At 61.1% G+C, this 19,566-nt stretch carries 21 protein-coding genes and 4 tRNA genes; 11 read left to right on the plus strand and 14 right to left on the minus strand.

Annotated elements, in window-relative coordinates; all coding sequences use genetic code 11:
* On the minus strand, positions 1 to 263 hold a 263-nt coding region (locus AC1D0N_RS26535), incomplete at its 3' end, for a GTP-binding protein (RefSeq protein ID WP_477248935.1).
* Positions 264 to 558: 295 nt separating this feature from the next.
* Here AC1D0N_RS26535 and AC1D0N_RS26540 point away from each other — a divergent pair.
* Entirely contained in the window at positions 559 to 1,446 is an 888-nt protein-coding gene (locus AC1D0N_RS26540; RefSeq protein ID WP_477248936.1) for a DMT family transporter, read from the plus strand.
* Positions 1,447 to 1,555: 109 nt separating this feature from the next.
* Here the strand turns inward: AC1D0N_RS26540 and AC1D0N_RS26545 are convergent.
* Positions 1,556 to 1,629 (minus strand) — tRNA-Gly (locus AC1D0N_RS26545).
* 144 nt (positions 1,630 to 1,773) lie between these two features.
* A tRNA-Tyr gene (locus AC1D0N_RS26550) sits at positions 1,774 to 1,858 on the minus strand.
* Between the two features lie 202 nt (positions 1,859 to 2,060).
* On the opposite strand from AC1D0N_RS26550, the gene AC1D0N_RS26555 reads away from it, so the two are divergent.
* Complete coding sequence (locus AC1D0N_RS26555; protein WP_477248937.1) at positions 2,061 to 2,912, plus strand: TrmH family RNA methyltransferase; 852 nt, start codon at positions 2,061 to 2,063, stop codon at positions 2,910 to 2,912.
* 92 nt (positions 2,913 to 3,004) lie between these two features.
* On the opposite strand, the gene AC1D0N_RS26560 is transcribed toward AC1D0N_RS26555, so the two are convergent.
* Genes AC1D0N_RS26560 through gcl form a run of 3 tightly spaced genes read right to left on the minus strand, consistent with a single transcriptional unit; the run spans position 3,005 to position 6,521 of the window.
* Positions 3,005 to 3,889 carry a 2-hydroxy-3-oxopropionate reductase gene (locus AC1D0N_RS26560; protein WP_477248938.1) on the minus strand — a complete coding sequence of 295 codons (885 nt, stop codon included), beginning with the start codon at positions 3,887 to 3,889 and terminating at the stop codon, positions 3,005 to 3,007.
* 28 nt (positions 3,890 to 3,917) lie between these two features.
* A complete protein-coding gene (otnI, locus tag AC1D0N_RS26565; protein ID WP_477248939.1) occupies positions 3,918 to 4,715 on the minus strand; it encodes a 2-oxo-tetronate isomerase in 798 nt (265 codons plus the stop codon).
* Positions 4,716 to 4,739: 24 nt separating this feature from the next.
* Positions 4,740 to 6,521: a glyoxylate carboligase gene (gene gcl, locus AC1D0N_RS26570; protein WP_477248940.1), complete on the minus strand. Its 1,782-nt coding sequence runs from the start codon at positions 6,519 to 6,521 to the stop codon at positions 4,740 to 4,742.
* 212 nt (positions 6,522 to 6,733) lie between these two features.
* Here gcl and bhcR point away from each other — a divergent pair, with 212 nt between their 5' ends.
* Positions 6,734 to 7,555 (plus strand): HTH-type transcriptional regulator BhcR, encoded by an 822-nt coding sequence (gene bhcR, locus AC1D0N_RS26575; RefSeq protein ID WP_477248941.1) that lies wholly within the window; start codon positions 6,734 to 6,736, stop codon positions 7,553 to 7,555.
* Here bhcR and AC1D0N_RS26580 read toward each other — a convergent pair whose 3' ends face one another.
* The 3 genes from AC1D0N_RS26580 to AC1D0N_RS26590 all read right to left on the minus strand — a co-directional run bounded on the left by AC1D0N_RS26580 (position 7,556) and on the right by AC1D0N_RS26590 (position 9,094).
* Positions 7,556 to 7,912, minus strand: a complete 357-nt coding sequence (locus AC1D0N_RS26580) for a hypothetical protein (protein ID WP_477248942.1) — start codon at positions 7,910 to 7,912, stop codon at positions 7,556 to 7,558. It abuts the gene before it with no gap.
* Between the two features lie 364 nt (positions 7,913 to 8,276).
* On the minus strand, positions 8,277 to 8,576 hold the full coding sequence (locus AC1D0N_RS26585; RefSeq protein ID WP_477248943.1) for a BA14K family protein: 300 nt from the start codon (positions 8,574 to 8,576) through the stop codon (positions 8,277 to 8,279).
* 350 nt (positions 8,577 to 8,926) lie between these two features.
* On the minus strand, positions 8,927 to 9,094 hold the full coding sequence (locus AC1D0N_RS26590; protein WP_477248944.1) for a hypothetical protein: 168 nt from the start codon (positions 9,092 to 9,094) through the stop codon (positions 8,927 to 8,929).
* Between the two features lie 157 nt (positions 9,095 to 9,251).
* Between AC1D0N_RS26590 and AC1D0N_RS26595 the strand changes: the two genes are divergently transcribed.
* Together AC1D0N_RS26595 and AC1D0N_RS26600 are read left to right on the plus strand one after the other, a co-directional pair.
* Positions 9,252 to 9,327, plus strand: a tRNA-Thr gene (locus AC1D0N_RS26595).
* Between the two features lie 249 nt (positions 9,328 to 9,576).
* The gene (locus AC1D0N_RS26600; RefSeq protein ID WP_477248945.1) at positions 9,577 to 9,777 is read left to right on the plus strand and encodes a hypothetical protein; all 201 of its coding nucleotides are present in this window, start codon (positions 9,577 to 9,579) and stop codon (positions 9,775 to 9,777) included.
* Positions 9,778 to 10,022: 245 nt separating this feature from the next.
* Here the strand turns inward: AC1D0N_RS26600 and AC1D0N_RS26605 are convergent, their stop codons facing one another.
* Positions 10,023 to 10,520 carry a hypothetical protein gene (locus AC1D0N_RS26605; protein ID WP_477248946.1) on the minus strand — a complete coding sequence of 166 codons (498 nt, stop codon included), beginning with the start codon at positions 10,518 to 10,520 and terminating at the stop codon, positions 10,023 to 10,025.
* An 887-nt stretch (positions 10,521 to 11,407) separates the two neighbouring features.
* Positions 11,408 to 12,097, minus strand: a complete 690-nt coding sequence (locus tag AC1D0N_RS26610) for an outer membrane protein (RefSeq protein WP_477248947.1) — start codon at positions 12,095 to 12,097, stop codon at positions 11,408 to 11,410.
* A 190-nt stretch (positions 12,098 to 12,287) separates the two neighbouring features.
* On the opposite strand from AC1D0N_RS26610, the gene AC1D0N_RS26615 reads away from it, so the two are divergent.
* Positions 12,288 to 12,363: transfer RNA gene (locus AC1D0N_RS26615), tRNA-Thr, on the plus strand.
* 59 nt (positions 12,364 to 12,422) lie between these two features.
* Here the strand turns inward: AC1D0N_RS26615 and AC1D0N_RS26620 are convergent.
* Positions 12,423 to 13,457 (minus strand): COG3904 family protein, encoded by a 1,035-nt coding sequence (locus tag AC1D0N_RS26620; protein ID WP_477248948.1) that lies wholly within the window; start codon positions 13,455 to 13,457, stop codon positions 12,423 to 12,425.
* Positions 13,458 to 13,546: 89 nt separating this feature from the next.
* Positions 13,547 to 14,161, minus strand: coding sequence for a TetR/AcrR family transcriptional regulator (locus AC1D0N_RS26625; protein ID WP_477248949.1), 615 nt, complete (start codon positions 14,159 to 14,161; stop codon positions 13,547 to 13,549).
* Between the two features lie 91 nt (positions 14,162 to 14,252).
* Here AC1D0N_RS26625 and AC1D0N_RS26630 point away from each other — a divergent pair, with 91 nt between their 5' ends.
* The 5 genes from AC1D0N_RS26630 to AC1D0N_RS26650 are packed head-to-tail and all read left to right on the plus strand — an operon-like array spanning position 14,253 to position 18,812.
* Complete coding sequence (locus tag AC1D0N_RS26630; RefSeq protein ID WP_477248950.1) at positions 14,253 to 15,323, plus strand: polyamine ABC transporter substrate-binding protein; 1,071 nt, start codon at positions 14,253 to 14,255, stop codon at positions 15,321 to 15,323.
* Between the two features lie 12 nt (positions 15,324 to 15,335).
* Positions 15,336 to 16,202, plus strand: a complete 867-nt coding sequence (locus AC1D0N_RS26635) for an ABC transporter permease (protein ID WP_477248951.1) — start codon at positions 15,336 to 15,338, stop codon at positions 16,200 to 16,202.
* Between the two features lies 1 nt (position 16,203).
* A complete protein-coding gene (locus AC1D0N_RS26640) occupies positions 16,204 to 16,986 on the plus strand; it encodes an ABC transporter permease (RefSeq protein WP_477248952.1) in 783 nt (260 codons plus the stop codon).
* Positions 16,983 to 18,047 (plus strand): ABC transporter ATP-binding protein, encoded by a 1,065-nt coding sequence (locus tag AC1D0N_RS26645; protein WP_477248953.1) that lies wholly within the window; start codon positions 16,983 to 16,985, stop codon positions 18,045 to 18,047. The genes AC1D0N_RS26640 and AC1D0N_RS26645 overlap by 4 nt, the downstream gene beginning before the upstream one ends.
* A gap of 3 nt (positions 18,048 to 18,050) precedes the next feature.
* Entirely contained in the window at positions 18,051 to 18,812 is a 762-nt protein-coding gene (locus AC1D0N_RS26650; protein ID WP_477248954.1) for an MBL fold metallo-hydrolase, read from the plus strand.
* Positions 18,813 to 18,956: 144 nt separating this feature from the next.
* Here AC1D0N_RS26650 and AC1D0N_RS26655 read toward each other — a convergent pair whose 3' ends face one another.
* Positions 18,957 to 19,526 (minus strand): DUF2569 family protein, encoded by a 570-nt coding sequence (locus tag AC1D0N_RS26655; RefSeq protein ID WP_477248955.1) that lies wholly within the window; start codon positions 19,524 to 19,526, stop codon positions 18,957 to 18,959.
* Positions 19,527 to 19,566: the final 40 nt, after the last annotated feature.

The raw sequence follows: 19,566 nt of genomic DNA on the forward strand, positions 1-19,566 counted from the left end.
ATAGTCGGCGTGGCATAGTCGGCGTGGCCGGGGCAGTCGACGTGGGCATAGTGGCGGGCAGCCGTCTCGTATTCGACATGCGCCGTCGAAATGGTGATGCCGCGGGCCTTCTCTTCCGGCGCCGCATCGATCTGGTCGTAGCGCTTGTATTCGCCAAAATACTTGGTGATCGCCGCCGTCAGCGACGTCTTGCCATGATCGACGTGGCCAATCGTGCCAATGTTCACATGAGGCTTGTTACGCTCGAATTTACCTTTTGCCATAGTCTCTTTCCTTGGACGGCCTGGACCTTCAGTTCAGTCGAATGCGGGGCGATTAGCGACTACGGCTGAAAAACACAAGTGCCTTGTGGCCGGGAGCGCGCGCACTCGGCCCGAACCGATGATCCGATTTCGGGATGTGACGCGGATATAGGAACGCGCGGCGGAAAATGAAATGGCGAAGGCTCGCCTCAGTGAATGTCGGCATATCGCCGGTCGCGACCTGTCTGCCCCTGCCGGACTTGCCGCCGGCGGCTGGCCCATTGCCGCCGCGGTGCCAGTCTGATTTGGTCACCCAATGCATTTCATCCCGATCACCATCCGCGGCCCGCTGTTCATGATCGTTTCAACGGGGTCATACCTCGTCAACGACACGATGATGAAGCTCGCGACGTCAGGGCTGCCGCCTTATGAAGTGCTGTTCCTGCGCGGGGTGGCCGCCTCGCTCTGGGGCTTCCCCTTGTTGTTCCTGCTCGGCTACGGCAAGCAGGTTCCGCTGATCCTCGACAAACGCGTGTTGCGCAGAAACGTCCTCGAGCTGGCGGCGATCCTTTGCTACGTGGTGGCGCTGGCCAACATGCAGATCGCCGATTCCACCGCGCTAGGCCAGATCACCCCCTTGCTGATGCTGGTCGGCTCCTCGATCCTGTTTGGCGAACGGATCGGTGGCGTGCGCATGGCGTTGATCGGCCTCGGCTTCATCGGCGCGCTGATGGTGGCACAACCGACGATGCAAGGCATCTCCGTCTATGCCTTGCTGGCGCTCGGCAACGCGGCACTTGCCGCGGCGCGCGATCTGGCCGGGCGCAGGGTAGCGGCTGAGGTGCCGGGCATGATCGTCGCCATTTCGGCGGTCGTGGTGGTGCTGGCCGGGGCCGGAATTGCGCATCTGGTTTCCGAGCACTGGGTGATGCCGGAAACCCGTCACCTGCTGCTGATAGGCGGTGCCGGACTGTTCCTGATCTTCGGCCACTTTTTCATCTTCATGGCCTATCGCGTCGGGCCGACCAGCCTGGTGGCGCCGTTCTACTACTGCTTTACGGTCTGGGCCGTCATTTCGGGGCTGGTTGTGTTCGGGCAATTCCCGAACGCACTGGCCGTCTGCGGCATCCTGCTGGTGGTGGCGAGCGGGCTGACCATCGTGTCGCTCGACGAGCGCAGGCGCCGGCTGACCGTCGTCGCCTAGACTACGGTCCGGCCAGCGCGCAGAACCGATGGGTCACGGAAGACATGCGGCGTTGCAGGTCTGCGCGGGGCGCAATGTGCCAGCACTTTGATTTTTGCGGTTGGAAATCTGGAGCGGGTAGCGGGAATCGAACCCGCATATTCAGCTTGGAAGGCTGCTGCTCTACCACTGAGCTATACCCGCGCCTTTCAGTGAAGTATCGGATTCACCCGAAAACCGCCATGCACTTTTCGGTTCGATGCTTGTTAGTTAGCATCGCATTCGCCCGAAAACCGTTATCCACTTTTCGGTCCGATGCTTTGCGTTTCAGGGCTTCCGGGCCGGCAGTGGTGGAGAGGGTTGGATTTGAACCAACGTAGGCATAGCCAACGGATTTACAGTCCGTCCCCTTTAACCACTCGGGCACCTCTCCAGTCTGCCGCCGGAGCCATGCAACGAGGCATCGACGCGGCGAGGCCGCCTCAGCAGCCCTTCCGCGAAGCGCCTTATGGCGGCACCGCCCAAAACTGTCAACCGCAACAACCAGGCAAAACGCGCTGAATTTCACAAGCCGGGCAGCGGGCAGCTTTCTGCGCTGTATCCATGACCGGACGACACGTCTATAGAAGCCGGCCATGAGCAACGACAACAGTTCCAAGACCCCAAAAGACACCCACTACGCCAAGCTGCGCCGCGCGCACCGCGACGAGAAGGCTGGCGGCGCGCCGGCCTTCAGGCCACGCCAACCGGTGCCGCCCGGCGAGCACGCCGCGGATGGTCTGGTGCGGCTCTATGGCCTGCACACAGTGCGTGCAGCACTCGACAATCCGCGCCGGCGGATCAAAAGAATGCTGGTGACCCGCAACGCTGCCGAGCGTCTGGAGATCGCCGATCTCGCCGCTTTGCCCTTCAAAACCGAACTGGTCGAACCCAGGGACATCGACAGGATCACCGGCTCCGACGCCGTCCATCAGGGCGTGCTGATCGAGGCAGAACCGCTGAAGCCGAAGCGCCTCGATGCGCTGGGCGACGCAAAGCTGGTGCTGGTGCTCGACCAGGTCACCGACCCGCACAATGTCGGCGCCATCCTGCGCTCGGCCGTCGCCTTCGGCGCCGGCGCGCTGATCACCACCGCGCGCCACAGCCCCCAGGAATCCGGCGTGCTGGCGAAATCCGCATCGGGTGCGCTGGAGCATATCGACCAGATCGAAGTGAAGAACCTCGCTGATGCGCTCGGCCAGTTGCATGAGGCCGGTTTCCGCACCATCGGCCTCGATTCCGACGGGCCGGCCGAACTTGAGAAGAGTTTTGCCGGGGAAAAGATCGCGCTGGTGCTCGGCGCCGAAGGCAAAGGGCTGCGTCAGAAGACACGCGAGACGGTGACGACGCTGGCGCGGCTCGACATGCCCGGCGCCATCCGTTCGCTCAACGTGTCGAACGCCGCGGCGGTGAGCCTTTATGCGGCGAGGAAGTTTTTGAGCGAGTAGCGAGTAGCGAGTAGCGAGTAGCGAGTAGCGAGAATTAGATCGCAGCGCGCAATTTCAAACCCTATTCGCTATTCCCTGCTCGCTATTCGCTCCTACCCCACCTCATGCCCCGCCATCCGCTCCAGCGCGCGAACCAGCGCCGAGTGATCCTCCTTCGCCCCACCATTGGCCGCACAGGAGTTGAACAATTGCTGCGTGGTAGAGGTGTTGGGCAAGGAAACCCCAAGCGCCTTCGCCCCCTCCAGTGCCAGATTGAGATCCTTCTGGTGCAACTCGATGCGGAAGCCGGGCGCAAAGGTGCGTTTGACCATGCGCTCGCCATGCACTTCGAGGATGCGCGAGGCCGCCAGCCCGCCCATCAGCGCCTGCCGCACCTTGGCCGGGTCGGCGCCAGCTTTCGATGCAAAAACAAGAGCTTCGGCGACGGCTTCGATGGTCAGCGCGACGACGATCTGGTTGGCGACCTTGGTGGTCTGGCCGACGCCGTTGGGACCAACGAGCGTGATGTTCTTGCCCATCTTCTCGAACACGGGCCTCGCGCGTTCGAACGCCTTGTCCTCGCCGCCGACCATGATGGTCAGCGACGCCGCCTTGGCGCCAACCTCGCCGCCGGACACCGGCGCGTCGAGATAGTCGCAGCCGAGATCGTTGATCTTCTTGGCGAAAACCTTGGTTTCGATCGGCGAGATCGAGCTCATGTCGATGACCAGCTTGCCCTTGGTCAGGCCGGCAGCGACGCCGTTGTCGCCGAACAGAACATCGGCCACCTGCGGTGTATCCGGAACCATGGTGATGATGATGTCGGCAGCCTTGGCCACCGCGTCATGGCCGGTGACGGTTTTGAGGCCCTTGGCCACGAGGTCGGCCGAGGGTTTGCTTCGGTGGTCGCTGGCGATGACCTTGTATCCTGCATCGAGCAGATGCCCCGCCATCGGCGCGCCCATGATGCCGAGGCCGATAAAGCCGATGGTTTCCATCGTTGTTCTCCGCTAACGCGCCAGCAGCTTAAGCCGCCGCGCTCCCCTGCCCGGCCAGTTGCCTGAACCACCCCAGCCCAGCCTCCGTCCCCGCCTTCGGCTTGTACTCCGCCCCGATCCATCCCGCATAACCCAGGCGGTCGATATGCTCGTAGAGGAAGGGATAATTGATCTCGCCCGTCCCCGGCTCGTGTCGGCCGGGATTGTCCGCAAGCTGGATATGCGCGATGCGGCCGAGGTTTGCCTCGATGGTACGGGCGAGATCCCCCTCCATGATCTGCATGTGATAGATGTCGTATTGCAGGAACAGGTTCTTCGACCCGACCCGGTCGATCAGCGCCAGCGCCTGGTCCGAAGTGTTCAGGAAGAAGCCCGGGATATCGCGCGTGTTGATCGGCTCAATCAGCAGCTTGATACCGGCCTGCTCCAGCTTCTCCGCTGCGAAAGCCAGGTTTTCGGCAAAGACGTTTTCCAGCACCGTGCGGTCAGCACCTTGCGGGGCGATACCGGCGAGGCAGTTGACCTGCTCGCAGCCCAGCGCATGCGCATAGGTGATCGCCTTGGCCACGCCTTGCCGGAACTCGGGAACGCGCTCGGGCAGCACGGCAATGCCGCGCTCACCCTTGCCCCAGTCGCCGGCCGGCAGGTTGAACAGTACCTGCGTCAGGCCGTTCTTCTTCAGCCTCGCGGCCACCACATCCGATGCATGGTCATAAGGCCCGATATATTCGACGCCCTTGAAGCCGGCACGGGCCGCGGCGTCAAAGCGGTCGAGAAAGTCATGCTCGCCAAAGAGCATCGAAAGGTTGGCTGAAAAACGCGGCATTCTTTTTCTCCTTCTTCTCCGGGCTCAATCCAAGAGAACGATCGCCGTTGGGGCATCTTCATTATGTTCGGCAAGCTCTTCGAATTCGGTGATCTTGTCGATCTCGGTGCCCATCGAAATGTTGGTGACCCGCTCGAGGATGAATTCGAGCACGACCGGAACCTGGTGTTCCTTCATCAGCCGCTGCGCCTCCTTGAAGGCGCCGGCGAACTCCTCGGGCTTGCGCACCCGGACCGCCTTGCAGCCCATGGCTTCGGCAACGGCAACATGGTCGACGCCGTAGCCGGCTTCGGGTTCGTTTGCCCGATTGACGTTCTCGAAGGCGAGGCTGACTTCGAAATCCATCGCAAAGCCGCGCTGCGCCTGGCGGATTAGGCCGAGATAGGCATTGTTCACGACGACGTGGATATAGGGCAGTTTGTGCTGCGCCCCGGCCGCCAGTTCCTCGATCATGAACTGGAAATCATAGTCGCCGGAAAGCGCCACGATGGTGCGCTCCGGATCGGCGGCGCGAACACCCAATGCCGCCGGCAGCGTCCAGCCGAGCGGGCCGGCCTGGCCGCAATTGATCCAGTTGCGCGGCTTGTAGACATGCAGGAACTGCGCGCCGGCAATCTGCGACAGGCCGATCGTGGTGACATAGGTGGTGTCGCGGCCAAACGCCTTGTTCATCTCCTCATAGACGCGCTGCGGCTTCAGCGGCACCTGGTCGAAATGCGTCTTGCGCTTCATCGTCTTCTTGCGGGCCTGGCATTCCTTCGCCCAACCCGACCAGTCGCGCAGCTGTCCCGCCGTTCTCCATTCGGTGGCGACGTCGAGCAGGATTTTAAGCGCCGCACCGGCATCGGAGACGACGCCGAGATCCGGCGCAAAAACACGGCCGATCTGCGTCGGTTCGATATCGACATGGATGAATTTTTTGCCCTTGGTGTAGACATCGACCGAACCGGTGTGGCGGTTGGCCCAACGGTTGCCGATGCCGAAGACGAAGTCGGCCTCGAGCATGGTCGCATTGCCGTAGCGGTGCGAGGTCTGCAGCCCGCACATGCCGGCCATCAGCCGATGATCGTCAGGGATCGCACCCCAACCCATCAGTGTCGGAATGACCGGCACGCCGGTGATTTCGGCGAATTCGATGAGCAGATCGGACGCATCGGCATTGATGATGCCACCGCCGGCGACGATCAGCGGCTTGTCAGCCGCATTGAGCATGGTCAGCGCCCTCTCCGCCTGGCCGCGTGACATCGCCGGCTTGAACGGCACCATCGGCTCATAGGCGTCGATGTCGAACTCGATCTCGGCCAGTTGCACGTCGACCGGCAGGTCGACGAGAACGGGACCCGGCCGCGACGAGCGCATCAGATGAAACGCCTTCTGCAGCGCCATCGGCACCAGATAGGGCTCCATAACTGTGACCGCCCATTTGGCGACGGGTGCGGCAATGGCGGCGATGTCGACCGCCTGAAAATCTTCCTTGTTGAGCCGTGCGCGCGGCGCCTGCCCGGTGATGCACAGGATCGGGATGGAATCGGCCGCGGCCGAATAGAGCCCGGTGATCATGTCGGTGCCGGCCGGACCTGACGTGCCGATGCACAGGCCAATGTTGCCTGCCTTGGCGCGCGTGTAACCTTCCGCCATATGCGAGGCCGCCTCGACGTGACGGGCGAGGATGTGGCGAACCGTGCCCCGCGACTTCAGCGCCGAGTAGAACGGGTTGATTGCCGCTCCGGGCACGCCGAAGGCGCAGGAAATGCCTTCCTTTTCGAGAACGAGAACCGCGGCATCGACCGCGCGCATCCTGGCCATTTCAAGCCTCCACCGGAATTGTCATTGTTGGATGTCCGGATAATGCGCGCGTCGGTGCTATTTTTCAATTTTTTCAGAATATTTTTTCATTTCTAGAAAACGACGCCTGAGCACTGTTTTCATTCGCTTTTCCGTTTTCCATGGATTCGGCGTCGCAAAGCAGTGAAAAACTTTTTCATTGCTGATTCAGGAATATCTGGAAGAATGACGGGATGGAAACGACCGAAAAACGCCAGCGCGGCCGGCCGCGCTCCTTCAATGGCCCCACTGAGGCGGGTTCGGTGCAGTCGCTCGACCGGGCGCTGCGCATCCTCGCCATCGTCGCCGAAGGCAGCGGCCTGTCGCTGAGCGAGATATCGGCGCAAAGCGGCCTCGCCGCCTCCACCGCCTACCGCATGCTGACGACGCTGCAAAACCACGGCATGGTCGAGTTCGATACGAGCGACCAGCTGTGGTCGATCGGCGTCGAGACTTATCGCATGGGTGCCGCCTTCCTGCGCCGCCGCAAGCTGGTCGACCGCGCCCGCACCGTCATGCAGGAACTTATGGAAAAGACCGGCGAGACCGCCAACCTCGGCGTCGCCGAGGATGATTGCGTTGTCTTTGTCAGCCAGGTCGAGACGCACCAGGCGATCCGAGCTTTTTTCCGGCCGGGCACGCGCAGCCCGTTCCATGCCTCGGGCATCGGCAAGGCGGTGCTGGCGCATCTCGAGCCGGAGCGTGTCGGCGCCATCCTGCGCAAGGCCGGGCTGGAGCGTTTCACCGGCAACACGCTATCCGACATCTCGGCGCTGGCCCACGATCTGGTGGCGATCAAGCTGCGCGGCTGGTCGGTCGACGACGAGGAGCGGCATCCGGGCATGCGCTGCGTCGCCGCCGCCATCTTCAACGAGTTCGGCGAGCCGATCGGCGGTGTTTCCGTGTCCGGCCCGACAGTGCGGGTCACGCCGGAGCGGCTGGCCGAGATCGGGCCGCTGGTGCACGACGCGGCGGCGGCGGTGACCAAAATGATCGGCGGCGTCAGGCTGACCTGACTAAGCCCCGACCAGCGAGCCCCTCGCCGATACCTCGAAGACATCGAGCAGGATCGCTAGCCCGACGCCACAGGCGGTCAGGATGATGCCGGCCATGAAGATGCGGTTGGCGCGCTCGTAGATCGGCCGGCGCAGCGAATCCACCTTGAGCAGCAGCGACAGCGCCCGCATCTGCAGCGCGATGCCGACCAGGATCGGCACCACGGCAAGCAAATGATGGAATTGCCATGGGATCGGGTTGGCCGCCCAATGCGTGACAAAACCCAGCGAGAACGCCAGCAGGATGCCGACGGTGGTGACCGTGCCGTTGCGGAAAACCGGTTCGATCAAGTCTTTCCTGGGATCGTCCTCTTCCAAGGGCCCCTCCTCTGCTGGCATCGGATGATGATTGAGATTAAGGGCTTTGAAAATCTCTGTACACCGCCGAACAATCGCTTGAAGTTGGCGCCGCCCCTCATTGCCCTGCCGGGCATTTCTCCCCGTGAACGGGGAGAAAGAAGCCGGCCGCGGTCTCGGCGTTCTTTTCAGCAACGCTGGTGATTGGCGAAAGGATCGACGAGAGCGTCCTTCTCCCCGTCACCATACGGGGAGAAGATGCCGGCAGGCAGATGAGGGGCGGCGCCGACGGTCGATCGATTCAAACGAGTGGCGGACCGCCTCACACAGCAGAAAAAGGGGCTGTGGGAGCCCCTTCTTCTCGCCTGAAACGGTCCTCCTTCTTTCAGAGCCTGCAGTAGTGGGGATAGCCGTCGTAGCCGATGTAGGTGTTCGAGCCCGCGTCATAGCTGGCGTAGCGGGCGTAGCAGCGGCGGATGTGGATCGAGTCGTAGTCCTCCTCGACGTAGACGGTGCGCGGCTGCTGGGAGAGCAGGCTGCCGAGTACGAAGCCGCCAACGCCGGCGGCAAAGCCGATGCCGATTTCACGGTTGTGATGGTTGTGGGCGGCCGAAGGCTGCACGGTGCCGACCAGCATGGTGGCGGCGACAGAGGTGGCGATGAGGCCGGAAACGAAAGTACGCATGATGATCTCCTTGCTTCGTTGAGAGAGGCGATCCATCCGCCTCTTGATCATCAGTCGCAGCGAGCAAGAAAAAGGTTCGAAAGATTTTTCGATTCTTTTTCGAAGGCTAGAAATCGGCCGGTCGGAACCCCGATCGATCGGCAGAGTCCGGCGCTGAACGCGAAAAGGGCGGCTGAAGCCGCCCTTTCGCGAAGTCGGTCACCTCATCGCGGCGAGAGGTTCGAGGGTTTCTAAGCGAATAGCGAATAGCGAATAGCGAAATTCGCTTTCGGGAGTTGAAGCTGCCCCTATTCGCTACTCCCTACTCGCTACTTTCTACTCGCTACTCACTATTCCCTACTCACTCCCTTTCACCCCATCCCCGTGACATGGCGCAGCCAGAACGCCAGCGCGATGAAGCCGATGATGGTGGTCACGCCGGTCCAGTCGACATTGGCGCTCTTCACATCCCTGATGAGCTTCACCAGGAGAAGCCAGGCCACGATGACGAGCGGCAGAATGATGACAAGTCTGATCATGCGACACCCCCGTTGAGGCGATTGCACCTTTGAATCATATAGGAAGCGATTTGGCCGTTTTCAGGATGGCCTTACCGGCGCCCCAGCGCGCCCGCCGGCAACCAAAAACGGAGTTTTGTCTTTACTGGCGCAACAAATATGCTAACCGGAGCGCCGTGCCCTTGTAGCTCAGCTGGTAGAGCAGCGGTTTTGTAAACCGAAGGTCGGCGGTTCGATTCCGTCCGGGGGCACCAGCTTTTACTTATCGAATTAAATAGCTGTAGCGTTTGGCGCAAAGCGATCCCGCATGAAACGCCATACGTTGTGGTCAGAACCACGCATTTCCGGGCTTTGTCAGATATTCCCACGGAGTCCATGCAACACGGGTGCAACATTCGCCAGCGGTCGATCGCGCGCTGGTGGGCTGAGCGCACCATTGCGGGAGGCGAAACTTGCATTCGCGCACAGGTTGCGCGATGCTGCCGCGGGGCAAGGGGCAGCAAATGGCACGCAAGATCGAGAAGGCGGCAATCACCATCGACAAGTGGGAGGTAGCCATGAGTGAAGTAGTCGGCGGTGTCGTCCTTCTCCTGTTCCCGGCCGAAGGTGATGTTGTTCCGATCATACTTAGGCCCGCTCAGGCAACAAAGTTGGGCCAAGATTTACAATCGCCCAAGTTCATACCCAAACCCACTGTCCAATAAAGCTCACAGCTGTCCTTGGATTTGGTACCGCTCTACATCGCCGCCATTACTGCCTCGATCCTCGCCGGCGCCGTCTGGCGATACAGGCAGCGGGATATGCTCGGCATGGCCGCTTGGCCTCCTTATGGGCCGGCCTGGGCGTCTATCTGCTGTTCCGCTAGCGTCCTTTCAGCTTCGGCGTGCTCTCTTCGATCTGCACCTTTGAACTCCGTCCTGGGCCAGCGATTTTGGTGACGAAACTTTTTTTACCGGCTCGCAGCAGTGAAGCGGTCGGAGTCGGCGATCTGCAAAATGTTAAGCGGGTCCGAATCGTACTTGGCGCCGAACCAATCCTCATACTCTATGCGGATCGGAAACACCGCCTGCGGTTTCCAAAAGCTTTGCCGCGGGTCTGTGTGCGTCATCCCAAATGAGCATGACGTCTTATCGCCATTTTGGAGGAGCGGAATTTCCGTCGACTGACTGAAGCACGCCAGCCATCGCCTTTTGTCATCCTCACTGGCACCGACTCCGAGCGCCGCTTTGAGCCCAGCCTGGTCGTGTACGATCAGGCGGATATTTGTCGCGGGAATTGATCCAGAGTTCAGCACCACGAGCTTGTAGGAGATCCCATTGTTCCCGCCGCTGTGAGTTTTGACCGTAGCCGTTACGATCGGGCGAAACTGGCGCCTCCAAAAGTAGACGGACATGCCAAGAGCAACCAGAGACACGGCCAGTGCGGCAAGCGCTATCAAGGTGTCCAAGTTCGTTCTCCTCTCGTATTTGGCCCGCCGCCTAACGGTGGCGAGCCTCTTCAAGGCGGAAACACACTTGTTTCTTGAACAATCCTGGTCACCTCTCCTCTGGACAACCATGGGCTTTGAGCGTTTCCCTTGAAACGGGCCGCAGCCGATGGAGTGCAGAGCCGAATCCGGAATGCAAGATGGTCCAATGAGGTAGATTGCAAGCCCCTGTGGCGATGACCATTATGCGCAGTCGCTAAACTACGGAACGTGTAATGGACATTGCCAGAACCGAACAGGTTCGATCAGACTTTGCACCTAGGAGATCTAGGACCTTGGTCCCTATCAGTTTTAGGTAGGAGGCGCGGGCTACGGAATGCTTCCGCGATCACTTTTTGGGCCGCCAGGTCGGCGATCACCGTCGCCCTGGGGCGGTTTTATCAACTAAGGTCGGTATTAGTGGCGGGACAAACTTCAAACGCACGCATCGACTCGCAACCCCGCAAGTCAATCAGCATACACTTAATTAGTTCCGGAGCATTTTAACGAATCGTTGACCGCGCTGTCCCAGAATAGGACGGCGCGGTCAAACCCCAACCCGGCCTGCGCAGGCGGCTCCGGCAACTTAGGCCCACCCACACTGTCGGAGCCGCTCCCACACTCGTTCACAGTACCAGCAATGGTTGAACCAACTGTTACCGCACGTGCTTTCCAGTGCGTTTTCCCAGTGGTTAGACTTTGACGGACTGCGCCGCTGATCAATGAGTAGCGGTTTTGTAAACCGAAGGTCGGCGGTTCGATTCCGTCCGGGGGCACCAGTTAGCCATGAAGCATTCTTTGCCGACGCGCCGATGCTGCTCACCAGCGACACCCTGGCCGGATGATCAATTCATCGTCGTCGCGACGGTTCAGAACTTGTAGCTGGCCGTGACCGAAAAAGTGTGTAGGTCGACGTCCTCATGACGATCAAAGAGCGGGGAAGCCGGCGGCGGTGTGAAGCTTTCCGTGCCGAAATCATAGTACCGGTATTGTGCGCCCAGAATGATCTGGTCGGTCATGGCATAGTCGACGCCGGCGCCGGCGGTCCAGCCGACGGCGGTGTTTGTCTCCGAGTGGGTTTCGCTCAGGAAGGTAAAATTCTGCGCCATCTCGATGCCGCCGAATGCGACGCCGCCGGTTCCGTAAACCAGCAGGCGGTCCATCGGCACGCCGATCTTTGCATCCAGCGAGCCGAACCATTGAATCTTGGTATCAAAGAAATTGCCCACGGGTACCGAAATATCGCCACCATCCTTTATTCCGGCAAAGTTCGCCTCCGCCTCGACACCGGCAACGATCTGGCCGAACTGCCACAAAGCCGCGACATGGCCACCTCCGAACGCACCACTGGGATCGAACGTCTTGCGATCCGCGGGGATGAAGTCGTTACTTAGATCGGCTTTCCCCCACCCACCGCCTGCCTGGACGCCGATATAGACGCCAGACCAGCTATAGGTCGAGCTTTCTGCCGGTGTGTCTACCATCGGGTCGGCGGCCATGGCCGGGCTTGCAGTCGCGGCAGCCAACAGTGCCGCGCATGTGATGGAAATGAACCGCATGAAAACCCCCGCCGCGCCGCTGAGCAAATTGCTTCTGGCGCCAAGCGGCTATAGCGGCGTTTCGATCAACCTTAAGTCTCATATATGCAACACGCACAACATTTGGTTGTGGGTGAAGTTTGTTGGTGCACTGCCTCACATCCCGATCACCGCCACCAATATCCGGTTCTGCCGCCAACCGGAGCGCCGTGCCCTTGTAGCTCAACTGGTAGAGCAGCGGGTTTGTAAACCGAAGGTCGGTGGTTCGATTCCGTCCGGAGGCACCAGTTGTCTCCCAGAGACTACGCAAAGAGCGGACAGCCATTCCCCCCGTGCCAAGGTGTGTTCAGCGCACGACTTTGCTCGTCTCGGCAATGATTTTGGGGTTCGGTCCAATCGCGATCGTGTAGCTGAAGCGCGCCACGCCTTTTGCCTGCCTGTGCCTTGGAAGGCTGCGGACAATCCAGTCGTAGGTGCCCGACACCATGCACCGCTCATTGGCGCAAGTGACCATGACGCTCTCGTCGTGGACATTATATCCCCGTTCGGGCCATCGTTGGAAATAGCTCCGCTTGTCCGCGACAATTGAGCTTAAGTCCGTGGGCTTGCCATAGTAGTCCACGATGCCGGCATAGGAAGTTAGAACCTGAGAGATTGCCAAATCTTCGTTGTCGCCGTGACGCTCAATAAGCCCCTTGATGAAGGCCACCGCCGCACTCTCCAGTTGCTGTTCTTTGGCGCTGGCTTCAGCTGGGGGCGGACTAGGCGTTGACGGCACCTGTGATGTGTCGACCGGTGGCTGCGTGGGGATAAGGTTGGTTACCCGCAGCTCTGTCATTTCACTGGCGGACAGATACCGCATGTCAGACTTGTCATAGCTCAATGCGACGGCCATGAGCTTGGGGTCTACTCCCATTTCGGTCATGTAAGACATAATGTTAGCGGTGACAGCTTGAACGTTCGCGACAGCCTCTTCGGCGGACATCCCGCTGTCTGGAGCGAAGGATGAGCGATGAACACCTATAGAGCCCGGATCAGCGACGCGACGAACGCCGCCCATGAAAGCCAGTGAACAGGCGGAAGCGCACTGCAACTGGCGAACTTGAAGCGTATCCAACCCCGCTGCCCGGATCATACGCCCAAGCTGCATTGCGCTCCCGATGCTCCCCCCTTGCGAATCGAAGACGATCACCCTGGCCCCGCTGCTGGCGACAGCGCTGCTAAATTCATTCAGAGGCTCATTGATTCCAAATTCACCAGAAACGACGAGAAACGGGAGTTCGCCCGGAGACGATACCGGCTTGTACTCCAGAGCCTTGGCCGAACATGTTGCCGTTGCGATTATTGACGCAGCAGCCAAAACTCTCAAAACTGAACGCATAACTGGCTACCCTAACCTACCCGTCACAAGTAAGAGCCAGTTGATGCACTATTTCAAGCGCCAACTGTGAAGGGCCTCCTCGCGCCCCCTCACACCCCAATAGCCGCCACCAGTATCCGGTTCTGCCGCCGGATCGCCGCGCGCAATTCCGGTATCCTCGCCTCGTCTCGCTTCACGAACTCGATGAACATCATGTTCATGTTGTTGAACACCAGTTCGCCGAGCGCCTCTCCATCGATGTCGCGCCGCACCAGGCCGGTCTCCTGCAGGCGCTTGACCAGCGCACGGATCTGTTCGGTCAGCGAGCGGTCGAGCCCGGTATAGGCCTGGCCGAACGGGCTGTCGGGCAGTTGCGTCGAGATCGCCATTGCCTGCCGCCACATCTCCTTGCTGAGATAGTGGAGCGAGTGCTCGATATAGATGCCGATCAGCGTATCCAGCGCATCGCCGACATTGGCCGGCGGGTTGGCGACGACGCCGCGCCCGGCATTGAGCACCTCGTTGACCTCCAGCGAGACGATGGCGCCAAGAATGTCGCCCTTGTTCTGGTAGTAATTGTAGATGGTGCCGACCGAGACCTCGGCCTGCGCCGCAATCGCCTCGATCTTGGCGCCCTCATAGCCGGCCTCGCGGAACAGCTCGGCCGCCGCCTCGATGATGCGGCGGTGCCGATCCGCCTTTTGCCGTGCCCGCAATCCGCTCATATCAGCCTCTTGCCATAAAAACAGAATTGACTCAATTTTAGAATTGGTTCAATTTTTTGCAAGAAGCCAAAAAGGCAAGGGAGAACACTCGATGTCCACGACCCTCACGTCCATCCTGAAGACCCATCTGCGCGCCGCGACCGCCGCCGCCGCGCTGCTGCTCGCCACAGGCGCTCACGCCGCCGATCTCAACGCCCTGATCTGGTGCGACCATGCCGATCCGGCACTGCTGCAGCCTTTCGAGGAAGCCAATGGCGTCAAGGTCAACGTCAAGGAGTTCGAAGGCACCGGCGCCGGCCTGGCGATCGTCGACCAGTCGCAGCCCGGCGACTGGGACGTGATGGTGATCGATAGCATCGATGTGCCGCGCGGCGTCGAAAAGGGCCTGTTCGAGCCGCTGCCGGAAGACAAATTGCCCCTCGCCGACCTGTTCCCCGAGGTGAAGATGGACGGCTCCACCGTCGTCGGCGGCAAGCGCTACGGCATCACCGAAAAGTTCGGCTACAACACGATCGGCTTCAACAAGACCAAGGTCGATCCGTCCGACATGCAGTCGATGGCTGCGCTGACCGGCGAGAAATACAAGGGTAAGATCGCCATCTACGACTATTATCTGCCGGTCATCGGCATGGCCGCTTTGGCGATCGGCAAGAAGACGGCGGAGCTGACCGAAGCCGACCTGCCCGCCATCAAGGCCGAGCTGCTCAAGATGAAGGCCAACGCCAAGCTGGTCGGCGAAGTCACCGCCAGCCAGACAGCACTGGCGACCGGCGAGGTCGACATCCTGGTCGGCGGCGGCGAATGGGTGACGGCGGGGCTGGCCAAGGAAAACCCGGCACTCGACTTCTCGATCCCTAAGGAAGGTGCTGTGCTGTGGTCGCAGTCGCTCGCCATGTTCAAGGATTCCAAGAACAAGGATCTGGCGCTGAAATTCATCCAGTACATTATGAGCCCGGAGGGACAGGCGCGGCTCGCCACCTCGTCCTGCTACTGGGGCATGCCGGCCAACACCAAGGCAGCACTCACCGACGACCAGAAAAAAATCCTGCGCTTTGACGAGCAGCCGGCCTTCCTCGCCCGCGCCCAGTCCTACCCGGCGCCGAACGCCGATCTCGACAAGAAGATGCAGGACGTTTGGACCGAAATGCTGCAGGCGCAGTAGACGGCCGAGACCTTGAACACCGTCGCGAACAATTCGCGTGCCCTGCCCCGGGCGGGCAATGCCCTGCCCTGGGCGCTGGTCACGCCGGCACTCGGCTGGACGCTGCTGTTCTTCGTGCTGCCCTTCGTCGCCATGGGGCTTTCCAGCCTGACAGCGCATGAGGGCGGCGGCTTTACGCTCGCCAACTACAGCCAGTTCTTCACCAACCCTTCCTACTGGCAGGCAATGGTGAACTCGCTCGAGGTGACAGCCATCGTCACCGTCATCTCTGTGCTGCTCGCCTATCCCTTCGCCTGGATTCTCGCCGAACAGGTGCCGGAACGCTGGCAGCGGCTGGCGCTGATGCTGGCCGTGCTGCCGTTCTGGACCTCCTATGTCGTGCGCTCCTATTCCTGGCTACTGGTGCTGGCGCAGAACGGCGTCATCAACCGCGCCCTGACCGGCTCCGGCCTGTTTGCCGAGCCGGTGCAGCTGGCCAACACACGTTTCGCCACCGTCACCGGTTTCGTGCATTTCTTCGTCATGCTTTTGACGCTGACCATCTTCGCCAACCTCAAGCAGCTCAGCCCGAGCTACCGCAAGGCCGCCGCCGATCTCGGCGCCGGGCCGGTGCGCACCTTCCTGCATGTCGTCCTGCCACTGACGCTGCCCGGCATCATGGTCGGCGCCTTCCTGACTTTCGTGCTGTGCATCGGCGACTACATCACGCCGCAGATCCTGGGCGGCAACAACGAGCTTTTGATGCCGCAACTGGTGATGATGCAGATCGGCCGGCGTGGCGATTTTCCGCTGGCCTCGGCGCTGTCGATCATCCTGATGGCGGTCGTCACCATCGCCTATCTCGCCTGCGCCCGCTGGCTGAAGATCGAGCGGGCCTGAGATGCGCAAGTTTGTCCGCATCGCCTCGTGGCTCTATGCGCTTGCCATCTACGGTTTCATCTTCCTGCCCGTGGTCGTGCTGGTGCTGTTCTCGCTGCAGGCGACCTCGTTTCCGATCCCGCCCTTCACCGGCCCGTCGCTGCGCTGGTACGACGCGGTTCTTTCCGACACGCGGCTGACCTCGGCGCTGGTCAATTCGCTGCTGGTGGCGTCCGTCTCCTCTTTTGTCGCCGTCACGCTCGGCTTCCTCTCCGCCTGGGGCTTTGCGCGCTTCACCCTGCCTTCCTCGGCCCTGCTGCGCGGGCTGATCACACTGCCGCTGACGGTCAGCTATCTCATCATCGGCATGGGCTTGCTGGTGCTGTTCAACTGGGCCGGCGTGCCGAAGTCGCTGCTCGCGGCCGGCATCGGCCATGTCGTGATCAACCTGCCACTCTGCTTTGCCATCATCTACAGCCAGATGGGCGACCATCAGATCAACATCGAGCGCGCCGCACGCGACCTCGGCGCGCCGGAATGGAAGGTGCTGCTGCTGATCACCGTGCCGGTGATGGCGCCGGCCATCTTCGCCGGCTTCTTCCTGTCGATGACCTTCTCCTGGGACGAGTTCGTGATTTCCTTCCTGCTGACCCGTTTTGACACCACGCTGCCGGTCGAGATCTGGAACCTGTTGCGCTCCGGTCTCAATCCCAAAACCAATGCCGTCGGCTCGCTGGTCTTCGCCGTCTCCATCGTGCTGGTGGTGTTTTTTGAACTGACCTTGCTGCGGAGAAAGCCGGCATGACCGCACCCCTGGTCGACATTCGCGCCGTGTCACACCGCTTCGGCCAGCAGACGGTGCTGAAAAACGTCTCGCTGCAGATCGAACCCGGCAGCTACACCATCCTGCTCGGCCCCTCGGGCTCCGGCAAGACGACGCTGCTTTCCATTCTCGGCGGTTTCGTCACCCCGAGCGAGGGCAAAGTGTTCATCCGCGGCGAGGACTGCACCGCGGTGCCGCCGGCCAAGCGGCCGACGACTACGGTGTTCCAGGACTATGCGCTGTTTCCGCATATGAGCGTCGGCAGCAATGTCGGCTTCGGCCTGCGCATGCAGGGCGTCGATGGCACGACGCGAGCTGCGAAGGCGCGCGAGGCGCTGGCGCTGGTCGGGCTGGCTTCCGCCTTCGACAAGAAGCCGCACCAGCTGTCCGGCGGCCAGCGGCAGCGCGTGGCGCTGGCGCGCGCACTGGTCATCGAGCCGGCGGTGCTTTTGCTCGACGAGCCGCTTGGCGCGCTCGACCTCAAACTGCGCCGGCAGATGCAGGACGAACTGAAAGCGATCCAGAAGCGCGTCGGCACCGCCTTCATCCATGTCACCCACGACCAGGAAGAAGCGATGGCGCTGGCCGACCATTGCGTGGTGATGAATGACGGGCGCATCGAGGATGAAGGCCAGCCCGAGCGCGTCTATGCCCGCCCCGCGACACGCTTTTCCGCCACCTTCATGGGCGAAAGTACAATCCTTTCCGGCACAGTCACGGCGGCGACGGACAGGGCAAGCACGGTCGCGACGTCGGTTGGGCCGGTTTCACTGCCCGGCGCGTTGCCGCAGGGCTCGGCTGTTGCGCTCGCCATACGGCCGGAGCACCTTGTCCTCGGTGCAGCGGCAGGCAACGTCGCGCTCGGCTCTGCCAAGGTAAGCGACGTCGTGTTCCAGGGCAGCTTCAAGCGCGTGCTCGCGGTTTCCATCGAAGACCCCTCGCTGCAGTTCATCGCCAAACTTCCGGCCGCAGCCACCGTCCAGCCCGGCGACACGGTCGCGGTTTCATGCGACGCTGGCGACATCATTCTTTTGACAGACTGAGCGATGAGCACGCTTCCCATCATCGACGCGCCGAACTGGTACGAAACCATCCGCATGGGCGATGGTGTGACGCTGATCCACGAGCCATGGATCAAACCGTTCTTCCGCTGCAATATCTGGCATGTGCGCGGCCGCGACCGTGATCTGCTGTTCGACACCGGCCTCGGCCATTTCAGCCTCAGGCGTCACGTGCCGCTGGTGAGCGAGCAAAAGCTCATTTGCGTCGCCAGCCACACGCATTTCGACCATATCGGCTGCCATCACGAATTTCCCGATCGCTGCGTGCACCGCGCCGAGGCGAAAATCCTCGCCGATCCGCGCAACGAATGGACGGTCGCCGACCGCTATGCGAACGACGAGATGTTCGACGGCATGCCCGATGGTTGGGATACGGCGCGCTACCGCATCCTGCCGGCGCCGGCCGGCCGCTTGCTCGCGCAAGGCGATGTCGTCGACCTCGGCGACCGTACCTTCGAGGTGATCCACACGCCCGGCCATTCACCCGGCGGCATCGCGCTTTACGAAAACAGGACGGGCATCCTGTTATCCGGCGACATCATTTATGACGGTCCGCTGATCGACGATGTCTACCACTCTGTCGTCGACGACTATATCGCCACGCTGCTGCGCCTGCGTGATCTCGATGTCTCGGTCGTGCATGGCGGCCATTTTCCGAGCTTCGGCAAGGTGCGCTATCGCCAGCTGATTGATGAGTACCTGGAACAAAAGCGCCAAGCCGGCTGCCATCTCCTGCAATCCCGCTAAGCGGGATTTGCAGCTGCGGCAGCGCCCGCAGGGATCGCGCCCGCACCAGTTTTCTATCCGATGTGAGCCAAACGCCTTCGTGCGGCCGTCTCCCTTCCGCGAAGCGCTCGCGATTTGGCCGGCTGCGCCGTCCCGGTGGACCTTCTAGGTGAACGTCGCAGCGTGAGTGGCTGCCGTATCGCCACCGAACGTGTTCTTCACCCTGACCGACCTGTAGACGTAAGCGACCCAAATCCCGGTCAAAACAAATGACACAATAGGCGTGACCAGCGCATCTCCCGCAAGGATCTGGCTTATCGGAGCCCCGAGAGCGGCGGAAATCCACACAGTGTCGAGGACGAACACGACCGGGATTGCAATCCACTGCACGAGAAATAGCTGCTTGAAGCGGGGGCTGCGCCGAAACATGGCAATGAGAACAACCACTTGGAGCACCAGGAACGCTAACAACAGCGCGATCTCGCCATAAGCCGCCAAGGTCCCGTTGGGAAGCGTCATGAGTTTCTGATAGTCTTCCATCGATGAACTCAATTGGGCCAATGAGCGCAATGGCGACAACGTCTGGCCGATCGCCAGCAGCATCAGCCAGCCGCCAAAGCCCACAAGCGCCGCTGGATTCTGTGACGGCTTCGCGGCCGACCGAACGGCAAAGAAAACAGGCACGCCGATCAACAGCAGCAATATTGCCCAATGCCAGATAGAAAACGACCCCATTTACCCCTCCCCTGATACGCCTCAAAGTTGTAACAGCTTT

The sequence above is a fragment of the Mesorhizobium sp. P2_E10 genome (assembly GCF_056404235.1).